This is a genomic window from Streptomyces sp. NPDC101152 (assembly GCF_044768275.1).
Lineage (GTDB): Bacteria > Actinomycetota > Actinomycetes > Streptomycetales > Streptomycetaceae > Streptomyces.
In genome coordinates this window covers 47,446-63,929 of the sequence record NZ_JBIWPO010000002.1, presented here as the reverse complement: position 1 = coordinate 63,929, position 16,484 = coordinate 47,446, and the positions used below count along the sequence as shown (strand labels likewise).

Below are 16,484 nucleotides of genomic sequence, written 5' to 3'. Positions count from 1 at the left end.
GGCTCGCCCGATGAATCTCCTGTTGACGGCGAGTGGCCTGCGCAACGACACACTGCGGGATGCGCTGCGGGACATGCTGGGGAAGCCGTTCGGATCGGCGAACGTCGTGTTCGTTCCCACGGCGTCCGTCGCCGAACCCGGGGACCACGGCTGGCTCCTCGCGGACATGAACCGGCTGCACGGGCTCGGCTGGCGGGAGTTCGACGTCCTCGAACTGAACGGCCTGCCCCCGCAGTTGGTGCTCGACCGGCTGCTCCACGCCGACGTCGTCTACGTCGAGGGCGGCAACCACTACCACCTCGCCCGCAGCATCACCGGCAACGGCCTGGCGGCCGGCGTCCTCGAGGCGCTGGAGAGCCGGGTATACGTCGGGGTCAGCGCCGGATCGATGATCTTCAGCCGCAACCTCACCGAACACTCCGCCGACGTCATCGGGGACACCGCCGACCTCCACCTGCTCGGCGCGACGACCGTGGAGCCGCCGTTCGGCCTCTTCGACTGGTATCTCAAGCCCCACCTGTACTCACCGGACTTCCCCGAGCGCGACGACGCCTGGGCCGACCGCATCACGGCGCGGGCGGACTTCCCGATCTACTTCATCGACGACGAGAGCGCCGTCCGCGTCAGGGACGGCAAGCAGGACGTCGTCACCGAAGGCCGCTGGCGGTTCCACTCGCTCTAGTGCCGCGACAGGCGACGTTCACCCCGTCGCGACGCCCGGCACGCCCTCTCGCCGCACCGGCCGAAACCCCCAGTACGTCCGGTCCATCAACGGGGCATTCCGTCCGGCACGCCGAGAGGACGCCCCGGACGCCGCTCCTTACCGGGCATACGTTGCCTGCCGCGGCACTAGGCCACCGTCCGCAACCTCCGCACCCCCGCCGCCCCCATCCCCCGCACGACCCGGTGCGCGCAAGCCGCCTGCAGCAACTCGCCCAGCAGGTCCGGGTCGTCGATGTCCAGGCCGAGCAAGGACTCGATACGTTCCAGGCGTTGGTACAGGGACTGGCGGCCGATGTGGAGGAGGGCGGCCGTGCGGGTCGGGGAGCAGCCGTGGCGCAGGTGGACCTCCAGGGTGCGGACCAGGTCGCTGGGGTGGGCCGCCTCCCAGGCGAGGAGGGGGCCCAGGGTGTGCTGGACCAGTCGGGCGAGGCGGTCGCGGTTGGTGTCGACTCCCCCGCGAGTCAGCTCCCGTTCGAGGGCGAGCGCGCGGGCGGAGGTCACCAACGGGCCGTCGGGCACGGAGGGTTCGGCGGCCGGCACGGTCAGCGCCAGCTCCAGTGTCGTACGGGCCGCGCGCAAGGTGTCGCTCCAGCGCAGCCAGCCGCCGCCCGCCTCTACGGCGTGGCCGACGGCGACGGTGAGGCCGGGATCGGCGGCGGCGCGGAAGGCTTCCTGGACGGCGCGGATGGGGTCACCGGCCCGCGTGGTGGGCAGCGCGAGCAGGGCGAGGACGTCGCCCGGGAAGGCGGCCCGCAGCACGCTCGCGCCGCCCAGCAGCCGTACCGCCCGGTCCACCGCGCCGACCTCCCGCGTCCCGTGCACGGACACCCCGATCAGGCGGGCCCCCGGCCCCGGATGGAACCCGGCGAGGGCCGAACGGGCCTCCACCTCGGGCTGGTTGAGGGCGGCCCGGTCGGCGAGGTCGGCGAGCAGGGCCGCCGTGTGGTCGTCGCCCCAGGGGCGTACCACCGACCGCCCGGACAGCCCGCGGGCGACGATCGCGCGGTTGGCCGCCTCCGTGATGCGGACGAAGGGCACGACCCGGTGCAGGGCCAGCAGGGGCAGGCCGAGCCGGTCCGCCTCGTCGACGACCTCGGCCGGCATGTGGGGCAGGGAGCGGCCGATCTCCACCGCCAGCCCCGCCGCACCGCGCGCGGCCAGCTCACGGACGTACCGCCGCCGTACCTCCTCGTCGGCGTCGGTCAGGCCGAAACCGTTGGTGAGCAGCAGTTCGCCGCCGTCGAGGAAGTTGGCGCCCTCGTACACCTCGCTGGAGTGGACCCAGCGCACGGGGCGGTCGAGGGCGCCCCCGCCGGTGAGGAGGACGGGCTCGGAGGCCCGTACGGGGTCGAGGTCCAGGACTTCGCGGAGCGTGAGGGCGGCCACGGGCACCTCCTGGGCTTGGACAGTTCGTCCGGCGGCGGGTTGCCCGGAGAGTACTTTCCGCACGTTGCCCTCGTGTTTCGGCCACAGGAGAGTGGGACGTATGGATCAGGCACAGGCACGCACCTGGCTCGCCACCGCCGTCGAGGAGGCCCGCGCCGGGCTCGCGGAGGGCGGCATCCCGATCGGGGCCGCGCTCTACGGCGCCGACGGCACCCTCCTCGGGCGGGGCCACAACCGGCGCGTCCAGGACGACGACCCGTCGACGCACGCGGAGACGGCGGCGTTCCGGAACGCGGGACGGCAGCGCTCGTACCGTGGGACGACCATGGTCACCACCCTCTCGCCCTGCTGGTACTGCTCGGGTCTGGTCCGGCAGTTCGGCATCTCGCGGGTGGTCGTCGGGGAGGCGGCGACCTTCCACGGCGGGCACGACTGGCTGGCCGAGCACGGCGTGGAGATCGTGCTGCTCGACGATCCCGAGTGCATCGGCATGATGCGCGACTTCATCAAGGACCACCCGGCACTGTGGAATGAGGACATCGGTGAGTGACGCTCCCGCCCCGCGCGTTCCGACCGTCGACCTGCGGCCCTGGCTGGAGGGCGACGCGGACGCCCGCGCCGCCATCGCCCGTACCGTCGACGAGGCACTGCAGACCGCCGGGTTCCTGCTGGTGACCGGCCACGGGGTCGATCCCGCCCTGCGTTCACGCATCCGGGAGGCCGCGCGGGCCTTCTTCACGCTGCCCGTCGAGGTGAAGCAGCCGTACGAGGCGAAGGTCGGCGGGCGTGGCTGGCTGGGTCCCGGCGCGGAGGCGAACGGCTACTCGGAGGGCACCGAGACCCCGCCGGACCTCAAGGAGTCGCTGACCTTCGCCACCCACGAGCCCTTCGACGACCCGGTCGTCAACGCCGAGTGGTACGCGCCCAACGTCTGGCCGGCCGAGGTGCCGGAGCTGCGGACGCTGTGCGCGGAGTACCTGGAGCGGATGGCGGAGCTGGAGAAGCTGCTGCTGTCCCTGCTCGGCGAGGCGCTCGGGCTCGAACCCGACTTCTTCTCCCGGCACATGGACCACCCGACGTACGGCTTCAACATCAACTGGTACCCGGGGACGGAGGTGATCGGAGAGCCGCAGCCGGGCCAGTTCCGCATCGGCCCGCACACCGACTTCGGGACGGTCACGATCCTGGACCGGCAGGCGGGCAAGGGCGGGCTGCAGGTCTACACGGATGAGGGCGGCTGGGAGGACGCGCCGTTCGATCCCGAGGCCTTCACGATCAACATCGGTGACCTGATGGCCCGTTGGACGGGCGACCGGTGGCGCTCGGGACGGCACCGGGTGCTGCCGCCCCCGGCGGACGCGCCGTCCGAGGAGCTGATGTCCCTCGTCTACTTCGGCGAGTGCACCCCGGGGACGGTCGTGCGCTCCGTGCCGGCGCCGGTGGGGCGGGTGGCGTACGAGCCCGTCGACTCGCACGTCTACCTGCGGGAGAAGCTGGACTCGATCACGGTCGGCTGACCGGCTCCTCCCGCGGCACGGCGGCTACACGCCCGCGTACGAGTGCTTGCCGGAGACGAAGATGTTGACGCCGTAGTAGTTGAACAGCCAGCAGCCGAAGGCGATCAGGGCCAGGTAGGCGGCCTTGCGGCCCTTCCAGCCGGCCGTGGCGCGGGCGTGCAGGTAGCAGGCGTAGGCGACCCAGGTGATGAACGCCCAGGTCTCCTTGGGGTCCCAGCCCCAGTAGCGGCCCCAGGCCGACTCGGCCCAGATCGCGCCCGCGATGATCGTGAACGTCCACAGCGGGAAGACGGCCGCGTTGATGCGGTAGGAGAACTTGTCCAGCGAGGCCGAGGCGGGCAGGCGTTCCAGGAACGAGGTGGCGAAGCGGCCCGGGGTGCCGCCGTTCTCCAGCTTGGTCTCGTAGGAGTCCTTGAAGAGGTACAGCAGGGTGCCGACCGCGCCCACGTAGAAGACCGCGCCGCACAGGATGGCGGTGGAGACGTGGATGTACAGCCAGTACGAGTGGAGGGCGGGAACCAACTGGTCACTGGCGGTGTACAGGACGGTGACGGCGATGCCCAGGTCGAGGAGGACCGTCGTGATCAGGAACAGGCCGAGCCAGCGGACGTTCTTCTTCAGCGCGAGCAGCGCGAGGTAGACCGTGACGGCCACCGCGGAGAACGTGATGTTGAACTCGTACATGTTGCCCCACGGCGCCCGCTCCACCGAGGCCGCGCGGGCGATCACGCCGGCGAGGTGGACGAGGTACGCGAGCACGGTGAGGGAGATGGCGATACGCCCGTAGAGGTCGCCCTGCTCGTCCCCGCCGTGCGCCCCGGGCCCGTCCGGCACGTCACGGGCGCCGGCCGCGGACCGTACGACGACTTTGGGCCGTTCCAGTACGGCGGTGCCGCCGGCCTTCTGCACGGTGACGGCCGGTGCCTTGCCCCCGGCGCCCTCGCCCTTCCCGGTCAGCGCGGCGGCCGTACGGCCGATCTTGCTGCGGCTGCCGAAGATCCACTCGGCGATGTAGGTGAAGAAGGCCAGGGTGTACACGGCCATCGCGGAGTAGATCAGCGTGTTGCTGATGTTCGCGAGGTGTTCGTTGGTGGCCGTGGCCAACTCGGTTCCGGCGGCGGGAATCACTGCGTCTCAGCCCCTTCGGCAGGTACGACTTGGGGGTCGGGGGTGGTGGTGTCGTCTTGGTCTGAGGAGCCGGCGTCGGGTTCGGCGTCGGAGTGATCGTGGTCGCGGTCGTCCTCGGCGGGCTCGGGTGCGCCCGGGGCCTGGTCGTAGAGGATGCCGGCGAGGTCGCCGAGTTCCTCCGGGACCTTGGCGGACTCGCTGCGGCCGAGGCCGCCCATCTCGACGACGGTGACGCCGTCGGGGCCGGTCACCGCGCGCACCCAGACGCGGCGGCGCTGGATGAACAGGGAACCGGCGAGGCCGAAGATCGCGGCGAGGGCGCCGCCGAGCGCCCAGTCGGTGCCGGGCTGCTGGACGACCTGGAAGTTCGCCCACTCCTTGGTCGTCTCGTAGGTGATCGACCCGGCGCCGCCCGGCAGCCGCATGGTCTCGCCCGGCTTCAGGTTGCCCCGCAGCTGCTGGCCCCTGGCGTCCTTGAACGCCTTCACGTGGGACTTGTCGAGCTGGTACACGCTCTGCGGGATCCCGGAGTCGACGCCGAGGTCACCGTGGTACGGCGTCAGGTTGAGCACCGGGTTCATCAGCGCGGGGAAGGTGGACGCCGTCTCGCTGCCCGGGGTGTAGGTCGGCAGGAGGAACGCCGAGATGCCCAGCTGCTCGCTGGCGCCCTGGGCGTTCCGGTAGCCGTCGAGGACCTTGACCACGCCGGTGGAGGTGACGTTGGAGTCGAGCGGGAGGAGGGGGACGGCGTCGCGGTAGACGACGTTGCCCTTGCCGTCGCGGACGGTGATGAGGGGGGCGTAGCCGTGGGCGGTGAGGTAGACGTTCGCGTCGCCGATCGACAGCGGCTCGTTGACCTTGACGACCCTCTTCTGCTCCTTGCCGTAGGCGCCCTGGCTGTAGGTGACGGCCGCCTGGTAAGTGCGGGGGGTGCCCTTGTTGGGCCCGTTCATCTCGTACGTGCCGGTGAACTTGTCCAGGGTGAAGCTGAACGGCACCAGGTCGTCGGTGGTGAAGAGGTTGCCGGACTTGAAGTCGTCGTACTGGGTGGTGGTGTTGGAGAAGCCGTCGCCCTCGACGATCAGCTTGTTGCCCTCGGACTTGAACAGCTGGCCCCAGGCGAAGGCGATCAGCAGGACGATCAGGGCGATGTGGAAGGCGAGGTTGCCGGCCTCCCGCAGATAGCCCTTCTCGGCGGCGACGGCGTCACCGGCGACATGGGCGCGGAAGCGGCGCTTTTTGAGCAGAGAGAGCGCGGCCTCGCGGACCTGCTCGGGTTCGGCCTCGGTGCGCCAGGTCGTGTAGGCGGGCAGCCGGGTCAGCCGCTTGGGCGCGCCCGGCGGGCGGCCGCGCAGCTGCCCGACGAACTGCCAGGTGCGCGGGATGATGCAGCCGATGAGGGAGACGAACAGCAGGATGTAGATCGAGGAGAACCACACCGAGCTGTAGACGTGGAAGAGGCCGAGCTTGTCGTAGACGGGCGCGAGGAAGGTGTGCGCCTTGCGGAAGTCGGCGACCTTGGTGGCGTCGATGCCGGACTGCGGGATCAGTGAGCCGGGGATCGCGCCGAGGGAGAGGAGCAGGAGCAGGAGCAGCGCGACCCGCATGGAGGTCAGTTGCCGCCAGAACCAGCGGGCCCAGCCGATGGCGCCCAGGGAGGGCAGGTTCGCCAGCTCCTCCTTGGGGGCGGTGGACAGCTGGGAGCCGGCCGCGCCGAGGTCGTCGTCGGTCCGCTCGGCGGCCGTGTCCGGTTCGGTCTTGCTCATCGATCAGATCCCCACGGTGAAGCCGGCGGACCAGGACTGCATGTCCTGCACGATGCGGTCCCAGGCGCCGGTGACCAGGAGCAGACCGGTCACGATCATCATCGTGCCGCCGATCCGCATCACCCAGACATAGTGGCGCTTGACCCAGCCGAAGGCGCCGAGCGCCTTGCGGAAGGCGACCGCGGCGAGCACGAAGGGCACGCCGAGGCCGAGGCAGTAGGCGACGGTCAGTATGGCACCGCGGCCCGCGCTGCCCTGCTGGGAGGAGAGGGTCAGCACGGAGGCGAGGGTGGGGCCGATGCACGGGGTCCAGCCGATGCCGAAGAGCGCGCCGAGCAGCGGGGCGCCGATCAGCCCGGTGGCGGGCCTGTTGTGGAAACGGAACTCCCGCTGGGTCATCCAGGGCATCAGGCCCATGAAGAAGACGCCCATGAGGATCATGAGCACACCCAGCACCTCGGACAGGACGCCCTTGTTGTCCTGGAGGGTGGTGCCGAAGTAGCCGAACAGGGCGCCGCTGGAGACGAAGACGGCGGTGAAGCCGAGCACGAAGAGGGAGGCACCGGCGACCATCCGCCCCCGACGGGCCTCGGCCAGGTCGGTGCCGGCCACCCCGGTGACGTAGGAGAGGTAACCGGGGACGAGCGGCAGGACGCACGGGGAGAAGAAGGAGACGAGTCCGCCGAGCAGCGCGATGGGCAGGGCGACCAGCAGGGCGCCGTTGAGCACCGTGCCGTTGTAGCCCGTCGCGGCGAGCGTGGTGACCGATGTCACGTCACTTCTCCGCGAGGACGGGGTCGATCATGCTGCGCAGCTTGTCCTCGCTGAGCGCGGCCAGGGAGCGGGCGGCGATCCGGCCCTGCCGGTCGAGGACGAGCGTGGAGGGCACGGCCTGCGGGTTGAGGGTGCCCTTCTGGAAGCGGAGCATCAGCTTGCCGGTCGGGTCGTACAGGCTCGGGAAGGTGACGCCCATCTGCTTCTCGAAGGCGACCGCGTTCTGGACGCTGGTGTCACGGGTGTTGATGCCGACGAACTGGACGCCCTTGGTCTGAAGGCTCTGGTAGACCTTCTCCAGGCCCGGCGCCTCGGCGCGGCAGGGGGCGCACCAGGAGCCCCAGACGTTCAGGACGACGACCTTTCCCTTGAAGGAGGCGACGTCGAGCTGTCCGCCGTTGACCGTCTTGCCGGACAGGTCCGGTGCCGCGGCCCGTTCGCCCTTCTTCGCGGTGGAGATGCCGTCCTTGCCCATGACGAAGTTGGTGTCACCGCCCCCGCCGGAGGTCCCCCCGGAGGAGCAGGCGGCCATCAGCAGCGCCGTCACCGCGGCACCGGCGCTGGTCAGGACGGCACGACGGCGGGCGCTGCGGGCTCGGTTCGAGCGCAGGGGGGCGCTGCTGGCGGCACTCATGTGAAAAGTTTCGCATGCCCGTTCCCGGGATCTTGCCCGCCCCCCTCACGGACGCATCACGGTCACGAACCCGCATTTCAGGCGGCTTGCCCGGAGTTCGAGGACGAGGACGAGGACGTCGACGGGGTCTCCTTGAGGAACGTCTTCCAGCCGCCCACCGGCGCCTGACCGACGCCGAGGGTGCGCAGTTTGGCGAGGATCTCCGGCTTCTGCACGTCGATCCAGTCGGCGAACTGCCGGAAGGAGACGAGGCGGACGTCGGCGCCCTTCTCCTTCGCCTGCGCGATGTGCTTGAACGCCTGCTCGACGGCGTCCATGTATATGCCGCCGTTCCAGTGCTCGAAGTGGTTGCCTATGAAGAAGGGGGCGCGGTTGGAGAAGTACGCCCGCCTGAAGCCGGCGATGTAGGCCCCGGCCGCCTGCTCGCGCCAGGCCGGGTAGTTGTAGGACGGCGCCTTGGTCGAGTTCTGCGACTGGTTGAACATCATGTTGTAGTCCATCGAGAGGACCTGGAACTTCCTGCCGGGGAACGGGACCTCCTGCAGCGGGAAGTCCCACAGCCCGTGCTTCTTCGACGGCCACACCTGCAGGCCGCCGGGCGAGGAGGCGTCGTAGCGCCAGCCCAGCTCGCGGGCGGTGGGCAGCAGGTTCTGCTGGTTGAGCAGGCAGGGGGTCCGGCCGCCGACGAGTTCCTTGTCGTAGTCGAAGGGCAGGGCCGGCAGGTCGGTGAGGCCGGTGTTGGTCTTCCAGTTCTTCACGAAGGACTTGGCCTGGTCGATCTCGCTGCGCCACTGCTGGGGCGTCCACCACTTGACGGACGTGTGGGCCTCGCCACAGAAGTGACCGTTGAAGTGCGTGCCTATCTCGTGGCCTTCGAGCCAGGCGCGGTGGATGTTGGTCAGCGTCGACTTGACGTGCTCGTCGTTGAGGTAGCCGATGTCGGAGGCGCCGATCCTGTTGTTCGGCGGGTTGTACAGCCGCTTCTTCGACTCGGGCAGCAGGTACAGCCCGGAGAGGAAGAAGGTCATGGACGCCTGGTGCTGCTTGGCGAGGTCGAGGAAGCGCGGGAAGAGTCCGTTGCCGACCTCGCCGGCGCCGTCCCAGGAGAAGACCACGAACTGCGGCGGTTCCTGCCCCGGCTCCAGCGGCTCGGGCTTGGGCGGCTGGTAGGGCTGCTTGCCGGTGTAGGAGGTCGAGCCGTCACCGATGAGCTTGGCCGCGGGGGCTGTACCCCCGGTCTTCCCGCCGCCCTTGGAACCTGATGCGGGGTGCGACCCATCTGAACTCTTGAGGGTGCCGCAGCCGGCGAGTCCGGCGGCCGCCGCGGCGCCCGCGCCGAGCCCGAGCATTCCCCGTCGAGAGAGTGCGCGCATTACAACCCCGATCCGTCATGTGCTCTGGTGGTCACCCATTCAGAGGACATGACGAACGGGGAGGTTCCTCACGATCACAGCAATCTCACAACAATTGTCACGAACGTGTCCCAAGACACACGGCCGTGCTCCTGTGGCCGGGCTCAGGCGCCGAAGGCCTTGCCCTTCCCCTTCACCGGCCTGGCGCCCGCGAGGAGATGGGCGGGCACCAGATCGCGGGCCGGCTCGGTGTAGCCGACGGACACGATCTTGTCGCCCTGGTAGGTGAAGCTCGTCAGCGAGGCGAGCGTGCACTGCCGCTTACGGGGATCGTGCCACAGCCGCCGCTTCTCGACGTAACTGCGCACCGTCCAGATCGGCAGCTGGTGACTGACCAGCACCGCCTCGTGCCCGCGGGCCTGCTCCTTGGCGGAGTCCAGCGCCTGCATCATCCGTACGACGATGTCGACGTACGGCTCGCCCCAGGACGGCTTGAAGGGGTTCACGAGGTACTTCCAGTTCGCGGGTTGCCTCAGCGCCCCGTCGCCGACGCCGAAGGTCCTGCCCTGGAAGATGTTGTCGGCCTCGATGAGCCGCTCGTCCGAGGCGAGGTCGAGCCCGTGCGCCTTGGCGATCGGCGTGGCCGTCTCCTGCGCCCGCTCCAGCGGCGAGGCGCAGACGTACGTCACGTCCCGGGACGCCAGGTGCTCGGCGACCCGGTCGGCCATCCGCCGCCCCAGCTCGGACAGGTGGTACCCGGCGAGACGCCCGTACAGGATCCCGTCCGGGTTCTCGACCTCGCCGTGCCGCATGACGTGTACGACCGTGATGTCCTGCTGCTCGCTCATGCTGCCGTGGCCTCCGCCGCCGCTCGGGCCGCCGCCGGGAGGGCGTCGGCGATGCGCTGCACGGCCTGTTCGTCGTGGGCCGTGGACACGAACCAGGACTCGAAGGACGAGGGCGGGAGGTAGACGCCCTGCGCCAGCATCGAGTGGAAGAAGGCGGTGAAGCGGAAGGACTCCTGCGCCTTCGCGTCCTCGTAGTCACGCACCGAACGGTCCGTGAAGAAGACGGAGAACATGTTGGAGGCGCTCTGCACCCGGTGCGCGACGCCTTCCTTGGTGAGCGCCTCGCCGACCAGCCCCCGGATGGTCTCGGACACGGCGTTGACCTTGTCGTAGGCGGCCTCGTCGAGCAGGCGCAGCTGGGCGAGGCCGGCCGCGGTGGCGACCGGGTTCCCGGAGAGGGTGCCGGCCTGGTAGACGGGACCCGCGGGCGCGAGATGCTCCATCACGTCGGCACGACCGCCGAAGGCCGCCGCCGGGAAGCCGCCGCCCATGACCTTCCCGAAGGTCATGAGATCCGGCCGCACCCCGTCGATCCCGTACCACCCGGCGCGACTCGTCCGGAACCCGGTCATGACCTCGTCGGAGACGAACAGCGCGCCGTTCTCCGAGCACGCGTCCTTCAGCCCCTGGTTGAACCCGGGCCGCGGCGGCACGACGCCCATGTTGCCGGGCGAGGCCTCGGTGATCACACAGGCGATCTCGCCCGGGTGCCGGTGGAAGGCCTCGTTCACCGACTCGAGGTCGTTGTACGGCAGCACGATCGTGTCGCCGGCCTGGGCACCGGTGACGCCGGGGGTGTCGGGCAGCGCGAAGGTGGCGACCCCGCTGCCGGCGGAGGCGAGCAGCGAGTCGACGTGACCGTGGTAACACCCGGCGAACTTGATCACCTTGGACCGCCGGGTGAACCCGCGGGCCAGCCGGATCGCGCTCATGGTCGCCTCGGTGCCGCTGCTGACCAGCCGCACCTGCTCGACGGGCGCCACCCGCGCGACGATCTCCTCGGCGAGCGCGACCTCGCCCTCACCGGGCGTACCGAAGGAGGTGCCGCGCGCGACGGCGTCCTGGACGGCGGCGATGACCTCGGGGTGCGAGTGCCCGAGGATCATGGGCCCCCAGGAACACACGAGGTCCACGTAGTCCCGGCCGTCCGCGTCCGTGAGCCAGGCACCCTTGCCCGACACCATGAACCGGGGCGTACCGCCCACGGCTCGGAAGGCGCGCACCGGGGAGTTCACGCCGCCGGGCGTGACGGCGGACGCGCGGTCGAACAGCTCCTGCGACACGGGGGCTTCGTATGGATATGGCAGTTCGCTCATGACCTGCGAATTCTCCGACCTCTCGGGCTGTGCGGGCTCCGGTCGCCCGTGACCTCCCCAGGGTAGGTCAGCGGGCCGGGCCGACCGCTGCTGACCCGAGAGACAGTCGCGGCCCGAGGTGATCTGCGAAACTGGTACCTGATACACACAGCTCGAAGAGCCCTGTCGTACGTATAGGAGTGCGTACGGATGTACGGCTGACGTACGACCGGGTGTACGGAGGCTTGTTCAGGGGCTGCGAAGATCCTGCGGACAGGTGTTTCAACGCACGTTTCGGCGGGCGGCCGTGGGGGAGGTCACTGACACGATGATCGGGTTGCGCGACGGGGACCACGCGTCCTAGAAAAGCAGTCGGGTGGAGATATGCATCGCGGTGGCGGACTGGGCGAGGGGACTGACGACCTGGGTCCTCGACGTGCCCGGCGGGGAAGGCACCGACGCGAGGCGGAGGAAGTCACCGAGAGACGTCAGGGACAGGGTGTACCGAGTGAGCCCGAGCAGTTCGACCGGCGCGGCGACCGCCGGCTCGAGCGGCTGCGGGCGGGGAGCAGGAATGGTGGTCGGGTGGGGGTGACGTACAAGTACTTCGGCGCGCCGGACGGCGCTACCGCGGCCCGCGTCCCGATCTCGATGCGCCCCGAGGAACTCGGCGGCGACGAGCTCGGCATGAACGGCATGTTCACGAAGATCAAGCCGGAGACGATGGCGGCGATGGTCCTCACCGGCATCGAAGGCGTGCCCCTGCACAAGGTCCCGCCCCTCGAACTCGTCGTCCTCCACCCCGACTACGCCGTGGTCAAACTCCCCATGACGGTCGTCGACCCCCTGCGCGGCATAGGCGAGGAAGCGGTCGGCGCGGCAGCCTTCATCTGGTCGACGGTCCCGGACCGGGGCGGCCCCCGGGACGCCTTCAACGTCTACCAACTGCTGCACGAATGGCAGGACTTCAGCCATCGGCTGCACGAGGCGGGGCATCAGCCGTATTGCCTGGTGTGGCCCTGAGCGGGGATTCCGCGGGGTTCGGGCGGGATTTTCGGGTCCCGCCCTCGTCATATCTGACGCCCGAGCCGCAACGCGCGGCCCACCTACCGGAGGCGCGGGCTCTGTCGCGGTTCCTCACCGCGGGCCCGGACGAATGGCCCCGCCTCGCGCCGCGCGTGACGGAAGAAGTGGGAACGGACGCTCTGGAGCGGATCGTCCGCGCCACCACCGCCCGCATCGGAGAGCTCCTCACCGTGAAAGACAGTCCCGACGGGCTGATCCTTTCCGGTACCAACGGCCAGGTACGCGCCTGGGCCCAAGCCACACCCGACGGCGAACTCACGGCACTGCGCATCGAAGGCGCCCGCTACACGCCACCCCGGCGTCGCCGGCGTCTGCCCACTCCCCTGGCCTGGGCGGGGTATCTGGCCCTGGTCACCCTCTGGAACGTCCTGACCGTCTGGACGGCCACAGACCGCACCGCCTGGCTCAGCGACATGGCGAGTCTGGCCGCCTTCTACGTGGTCGTCGAGGGATGCGGCGCGCCTGCGCAGCAACCCCGACTGCTGCGCCGCACGGTCGAAGCAGCCGCCGTCGCAGCCCTCGCCTCCGCATGCCGACTGCCCGCTCTGCCGCCCGGGCACGGCATCCTGCGCCTCGCCGGTGGCGTCGCTCTCCTGGCGGGCGCCGTGTGTCTGGTCGCCGCCGCCCGGTTGCACCGCTGGAAGGCACCGCTGTCCCAGCCGCTGCTGTTCCCGCTGGAGGGCACGTGGTACGTCGTACAGGGTGGCGGCCGCGTCCTGAACCACCATGCCCGGGTACCCGAGCAGCGCGGCGCCCTCGACCTGGTGGCGCTCGGCCGGCTGGGCACCCGTACTCGGCCGGGCCGTGACCTGACCGCATACGCCGCCTACGGGCGCCCCGTCCGCTCTCCCTGCGACGGTCGCGTGATCTCAGCCGCCGACACCGTCCAGGACCAGCAGCCCGGTGAAATCCGCTACCAGCCTCCCTACGGCAACCACGTGTTCCTCGACACCGGCCGGGAGATCGTCAAGCTGGCGCATCTGCGCCCCGGCTCGGTGACGGTGGCCAAGGGCGACATCGTCCGCGCGGGCCAACTCCTCGGCGAGGTGGGCAACACCGGTAACACCACCGGGCCGCACCTGCACATCCACGCCGAACGCGACGGCGTCGGGCTGGATTTGGAGTTCACCGGAGTGACCGGGCGACTGCACCGGGGGCGGATGATCCGCGCCTGAGCAGCACGCACCCCGAAACCCTCTCGGTCAGCCGATGGCGATCACAGGGTGGGCACCGGGGTTGATCCACTTCATGACGTCGGTCATGAAGTCGGCGGGGACGGCGACGCAGCCGCCGGTGGGGCCGGCCTGGGGGCCGAGGTCGTGCAGGAAGATGCCGGCGCCGCGCCCCTTCACCGCGGGGTGCGTGTTGAAGTTGATGACGAGCGCGTTGTGGTACTGGGTCGGGTAGTTGATCAGGTGTTCGCTCCCGTCGTCCCCGGACTCGGTGAGGTGGAAGCCGCCCTGGGTGTCGGTGCGCATCTGGTTGTAGTAGGCCGAGGTGGGGTCCTCGACCCACCAGTCGTGGCTGGTGACCTGGTGGTACGGCATCTTCGTGCCCGGGTTCGCCCCGACCCCGAAACCCTGGGTGATGGTGTAGGTGCCGGTGGGGGTGGTGCTCGTGCCCTGCTTGCGGGTTGCGCCGTCGGTGATGCCGTGGGCGCCGACACGGGCGCCGGTGGTGCTGATGACCTGCTTCCAACTGCTCCCGGACTTCTGCCAGAGCGTGACCGTGGCATGGGTGCCGCTCGCCTTGACGGTGATGACCTGGGTGGCCTTTCCGACGGCGACGGCCACCGGGAAGGGGGAACTGGCTGGGAGGATGAGTCTCTCCCCAGGACGGATCACATACGGCGAGGCGATGTGGTTGGTCTTCGCCAGAGCCTGCCAACCACCGGGAACGTGCTCGTTGGAGGCGATGCCGGAGAGCGTGTCACCGCTCTTGACGGTGTAGCTGCTCTGCGGGGTCTGGGTCGCGGCGTGCGCGCCGGCGGCGCTGAACAGGCCGGCCGCGGCGGCCGCGGTGCCGATGGCACCCCCCGTCGCCGCTCTTCGCATCACGGGCGTGCGGGGCTTGGCGTGGCGGCCACGCGGGCTGTCGGACATGTCAGGTGAACTCCTTCTGCCGATCCGGGAATGCGGGGCCGCCGAGGGTCTTGCCGCGTCGCCGAGCATCACCTCGGCCAGATCGGGAAGTTACCGTAGGCGGCGGCGTTCTGAGACGCTAAGGCAGGTAATGACTTGCCTCCGCTCCCAGCACGTTCAGCAGAGCCAGGGCCTCGGCGTCGGGGGAGCCCTTCGGGGCGCTGAAGAGGACGAGGTACTGGTCGCGGTCCGTGAGGGTGAGGGTGTTGCAGTCGACGGTGACCTCGCCGACGGTCGGGTGGCGGAAGGTCTTCGTGAGCATCGGCGGGGCCTGCACGTCGTGCCGTTCCCAGAGCCGGGCGAAGTCGGGGCTGGTGTCGCGTAGTTCGGTGACGAGACCGGTCACCGCGGGATCGCTGGGGTAGCGGGCGAGCGTGGCGCGGAGCTGCATCACGGCGCTCAGGCGGAACTCGGCGGCGTCGGAGATCCCGTAGGCCGGCTCGTCGGCGCGCTGCGGCACGGCGAAGGCGCGGCGTGCGAGGTTGCGGTCCCCGGGGGTGAGCGGGCCGAAGTCCTCCATGAGCGCGGCCGCGAGGTCGTTCCAGGCGAGGACCTCCAACGCGGCGGACATCACCAGACCCGCCGTCTGCGGCAGCCGCTGAAGGAGCGCGACGATGCTCGGGCGGACGTCGCGCCGGTGCAGTCCGGTACGGTTCGGCGCGGTGCCCGCGAGGACGTGGAGGTGGTCGGACTCCGCGTCGGTGAGCCGCAGCGCGCCCGCGATCGCGGCCAGGACGTCACCCGAGGGACGGGGAGCCCTGCCCTGCTCGAGCCGGACGTAGTACTCCGTGGAGATGTGCGCGAGGACCGCCACCTCCTCGCGGCGCAGACCCGGTGTACGGCGGCGCGGTCCGGAGGGAAGGCCGACGTCCTGCGGGAGCAGCCGCTCGCGGCGGCTGCGGAGGAACGCCCCCAGTGCCTGTTTGTCCATGCGCCCCAGTGTCCTCGCGGCACGGCGGCCGATCCTGGTACAGCCTGTGCCTGTATCCGGTCGGCGGTCGTCCCGACGCTGTTGCCATGACCAACGACACGAACCCCACTCACAGCACACCCATCGGCATGCTCAGCGGCAAGGTCCTGTTCATCACCGGCGCCAGTCGCGGCATCGGGGCCGCCGCGGCCCGGCTCTTCGCCGCCGAGGGCGCCGACGTCGTGCTCGCCGCCCGCGGCACCGACGCCCTCGACCGCGTCGTGAAGGAGATCCGCGCCGAGGGCGGCCGCGCCGACGCCGTCACCATGGATCTCGCCGACCCCGCGAGCATCCGCGCCGCGGTCGACCACGTCGACGAGCTGCACGGCCGACTCGACGGCGCCTTCAACAACGGTGCGCTCCCCCAGCGGCAGCTCGGCCCCGTCGAGACCACCAGCGACGAGGACATCGACGAGCAGTTCGCCGTGAACTTCCGCGCGCACTGGACCGCCATGACCGCCGAGGCCGCGCTCATGCGACGGGGCGGTGGCGGGGCCATCGTCAACACCTCGAGCATCGGCAGCCGCCGCGCGAACCCCGTGCTGCCCGCCTACGGCGCCATGAAGCGCGCTCTCAACAGCCTGACCGAGACCGCCGCGGTGAACTGGGCCGGTGACCGCGTCCGGGTCAACGGCATCACCCCCGGTGGCACCTTGACGGAGATGATCGACACTTGGGAGGCGGCGACTCCCGGCGTCGTCGAGCAGATGACCTCGACGATCCCGCTGGGTCACCTGGCCGAGCCCCGCCACATCGCCGAGGCGGCCGCGTGGCTGCTCAGTGACCGGGCCTCCTACGTGACCGGCGCGATCCTGCCGGTCGATGGCGGCGCCGGCGCCTGACAGGAGCCGCTCCGGCCCCCAG

16 protein-coding genes are annotated in these 16,484 nt (G+C 70.3%); 6 read left to right on the top strand and 10 right to left on the bottom strand.

The features are described from left to right. Positions 1 to 10 precede the first annotated feature (10 nt). On the top strand, positions 11 to 682 hold the full coding sequence (locus ACIRVK_RS02820) for a Type 1 glutamine amidotransferase-like domain-containing protein (RefSeq protein WP_404243284.1): 672 nt from the start codon (positions 11 to 13) through the stop codon (positions 680 to 682). A gap of 167 nt (positions 683 to 849) precedes the next feature. On the opposite strand, the gene ACIRVK_RS02815 is transcribed toward ACIRVK_RS02820, so the two are convergent. Further along, a complete protein-coding gene (locus ACIRVK_RS02815) occupies positions 850 to 2,109 on the bottom strand; it encodes a PucR family transcriptional regulator (RefSeq protein ID WP_404243282.1) in 1,260 nt (419 codons plus the stop codon). A 100-nt stretch (positions 2,110 to 2,209) separates the two neighbouring features. Between ACIRVK_RS02815 and ACIRVK_RS02810 the strand changes: the two genes are divergently transcribed. Then, a complete protein-coding gene (locus ACIRVK_RS02810) occupies positions 2,210 to 2,659 on the top strand; it encodes a nucleoside deaminase (protein WP_404243280.1) in 450 nt (149 codons plus the stop codon). Continuing rightward, a complete protein-coding gene (locus ACIRVK_RS02805; protein WP_404243278.1) occupies positions 2,652 to 3,626 on the top strand; it encodes an isopenicillin N synthase family dioxygenase in 975 nt (324 codons plus the stop codon). Before ACIRVK_RS02810 ends, ACIRVK_RS02805 begins: the two co-directional genes overlap by 8 nt. A 24-nt stretch (positions 3,627 to 3,650) precedes the next feature. Here ACIRVK_RS02805 and ccsB read toward each other — a convergent pair whose 3' ends face one another. The 7 genes from ccsB to hemL form a co-directional block, all read right to left on the bottom strand. Continuing rightward, the gene (gene ccsB, locus ACIRVK_RS02800; RefSeq protein ID WP_404243276.1) at positions 3,651 to 4,754 is read right to left on the bottom strand and encodes a c-type cytochrome biogenesis protein CcsB; all 1,104 of its coding nucleotides are present in this window, start codon (positions 4,752 to 4,754) and stop codon (positions 3,651 to 3,653) included. Continuing rightward, positions 4,751 to 6,520, bottom strand: coding sequence for a cytochrome c biogenesis protein ResB (locus tag ACIRVK_RS02795; RefSeq protein WP_404243274.1), 1,770 nt, complete (start codon positions 6,518 to 6,520; stop codon positions 4,751 to 4,753). Before ACIRVK_RS02795 ends, ccsB begins: the two co-directional genes overlap by 4 nt. Positions 6,521 to 6,523: 3 nt before the next feature. After that, complete coding sequence (locus tag ACIRVK_RS02790; protein ID WP_404243272.1) at positions 6,524 to 7,294, bottom strand: cytochrome c biogenesis CcdA family protein; 771 nt, start codon at positions 7,292 to 7,294, stop codon at positions 6,524 to 6,526. A gap of 1 nt (position 7,295) precedes the next feature. After that, positions 7,296 to 7,928 carry a TlpA family protein disulfide reductase gene (locus ACIRVK_RS02785; RefSeq protein ID WP_404243270.1) on the bottom strand — a complete coding sequence of 211 codons (633 nt, stop codon included), beginning with the start codon at positions 7,926 to 7,928 and terminating at the stop codon, positions 7,296 to 7,298. A 77-nt stretch (positions 7,929 to 8,005) separates the two neighbouring features. After that, the gene (locus tag ACIRVK_RS02780) at positions 8,006 to 9,301 is read right to left on the bottom strand and encodes a hypothetical protein (RefSeq protein WP_404243268.1); all 1,296 of its coding nucleotides are present in this window, start codon (positions 9,299 to 9,301) and stop codon (positions 8,006 to 8,008) included. A gap of 143 nt (positions 9,302 to 9,444) precedes the next feature. Beyond that, positions 9,445 to 10,128 carry a histidine phosphatase family protein gene (locus ACIRVK_RS02775; RefSeq protein WP_404243265.1) on the bottom strand — a complete coding sequence of 228 codons (684 nt, stop codon included), beginning with the start codon at positions 10,126 to 10,128 and terminating at the stop codon, positions 9,445 to 9,447. Beyond that, a complete protein-coding gene (hemL, locus tag ACIRVK_RS02770) occupies positions 10,125 to 11,444 on the bottom strand; it encodes a glutamate-1-semialdehyde 2,1-aminomutase (protein ID WP_404243263.1) in 1,320 nt (439 codons plus the stop codon). Before hemL ends, ACIRVK_RS02775 begins: the two co-directional genes overlap by 4 nt. A gap of 363 nt (positions 11,445 to 11,807) precedes the next feature. Here hemL and ACIRVK_RS02765 point away from each other — a divergent pair, with 363 nt between their 5' ends. Both ACIRVK_RS02765 and ACIRVK_RS02760 read left to right on the top strand, forming a co-directional pair. Then, the gene (locus tag ACIRVK_RS02765) at positions 11,808 to 12,446 is read left to right on the top strand and encodes a hypothetical protein (RefSeq protein ID WP_404243261.1); all 639 of its coding nucleotides are present in this window, start codon (positions 11,808 to 11,810) and stop codon (positions 12,444 to 12,446) included. A 167-nt stretch (positions 12,447 to 12,613) separates the two neighbouring features. After that, positions 12,614 to 13,684, top strand: coding sequence for a M23 family metallopeptidase (locus ACIRVK_RS02760; protein ID WP_404243259.1), 1,071 nt, complete (start codon positions 12,614 to 12,616; stop codon positions 13,682 to 13,684). Between the two features lie 27 nt (positions 13,685 to 13,711). On the opposite strand, the gene ACIRVK_RS02755 is transcribed toward ACIRVK_RS02760, so the two are convergent. Beyond that, positions 13,712 to 14,611, bottom strand: a complete 900-nt coding sequence (locus ACIRVK_RS02755) for a L,D-transpeptidase family protein (RefSeq protein ID WP_404243257.1) — start codon at positions 14,609 to 14,611, stop codon at positions 13,712 to 13,714. Positions 14,612 to 14,729: 118 nt separating this feature from the next. Next, a complete protein-coding gene (locus tag ACIRVK_RS02750) occupies positions 14,730 to 15,581 on the bottom strand; it encodes a helix-turn-helix transcriptional regulator (protein ID WP_404243255.1) in 852 nt (283 codons plus the stop codon). An 86-nt stretch (positions 15,582 to 15,667) separates the two neighbouring features. Here ACIRVK_RS02750 and ACIRVK_RS02745 point away from each other — a divergent pair, with 86 nt between their 5' ends. Further along, positions 15,668 to 16,462, top strand: coding sequence for an SDR family NAD(P)-dependent oxidoreductase (locus tag ACIRVK_RS02745; protein WP_404243253.1), 795 nt, complete (start codon positions 15,668 to 15,670; stop codon positions 16,460 to 16,462). Positions 16,463 to 16,484: the final 22 nt, after the last annotated feature.

What these genes read in the sequence shown, in the direction of transcription:
- ACIRVK_RS02775 (WP_404243265.1), bottom strand. Translation starts at nt 10,128, where the DNA reads ATGAGCGAGCAGCAGGACATCACGGTCGTACACGTCATGCGGCACGGC.
- ACIRVK_RS02785 (WP_404243270.1), bottom strand. Translation starts at nt 7,928, where the DNA reads ATGAGTGCCGCCAGCAGCGCCCCCCTGCGCTCGAACCGAGCCCGCAGC.
- ACIRVK_RS02820 (WP_404243284.1), top strand. Translation starts at nt 11, where the DNA reads ATGAATCTCCTGTTGACGGCGAGTGGCCTGCGCAACGACACACTGCGG.
- ACIRVK_RS02755 (WP_404243257.1), bottom strand. Translation starts at nt 14,611, where the DNA reads ATGTCCGACAGCCCGCGTGGCCGCCACGCCAAGCCCCGCACGCCCGTG.
- hemL (WP_404243263.1), bottom strand. Translation starts at nt 11,444, where the DNA reads ATGAGCGAACTGCCATATCCATACGAAGCCCCCGTGTCGCAGGAGCTG.
- ACIRVK_RS02795 (WP_404243274.1), bottom strand. Translation starts at nt 6,520, where the DNA reads ATGAGCAAGACCGAACCGGACACGGCCGCCGAGCGGACCGACGACGAC.
- ACIRVK_RS02810 (WP_404243280.1), top strand. Translation starts at nt 2,210, where the DNA reads ATGGATCAGGCACAGGCACGCACCTGGCTCGCCACCGCCGTCGAGGAG.
- ACIRVK_RS02780 (WP_404243268.1), bottom strand. Translation starts at nt 9,301, where the DNA reads ATGCGCGCACTCTCTCGACGGGGAATGCTCGGGCTCGGCGCGGGCGCC.
- ACIRVK_RS02745 (WP_404243253.1), top strand. Translation starts at nt 15,668, where the DNA reads ATGACCAACGACACGAACCCCACTCACAGCACACCCATCGGCATGCTC.
- ACIRVK_RS02765 (WP_404243261.1), top strand. Translation starts at nt 11,808, where the DNA reads ATGCATCGCGGTGGCGGACTGGGCGAGGGGACTGACGACCTGGGTCCT.
- ACIRVK_RS02750 (WP_404243255.1), bottom strand. Translation starts at nt 15,581, where the DNA reads ATGGACAAACAGGCACTGGGGGCGTTCCTCCGCAGCCGCCGCGAGCGG.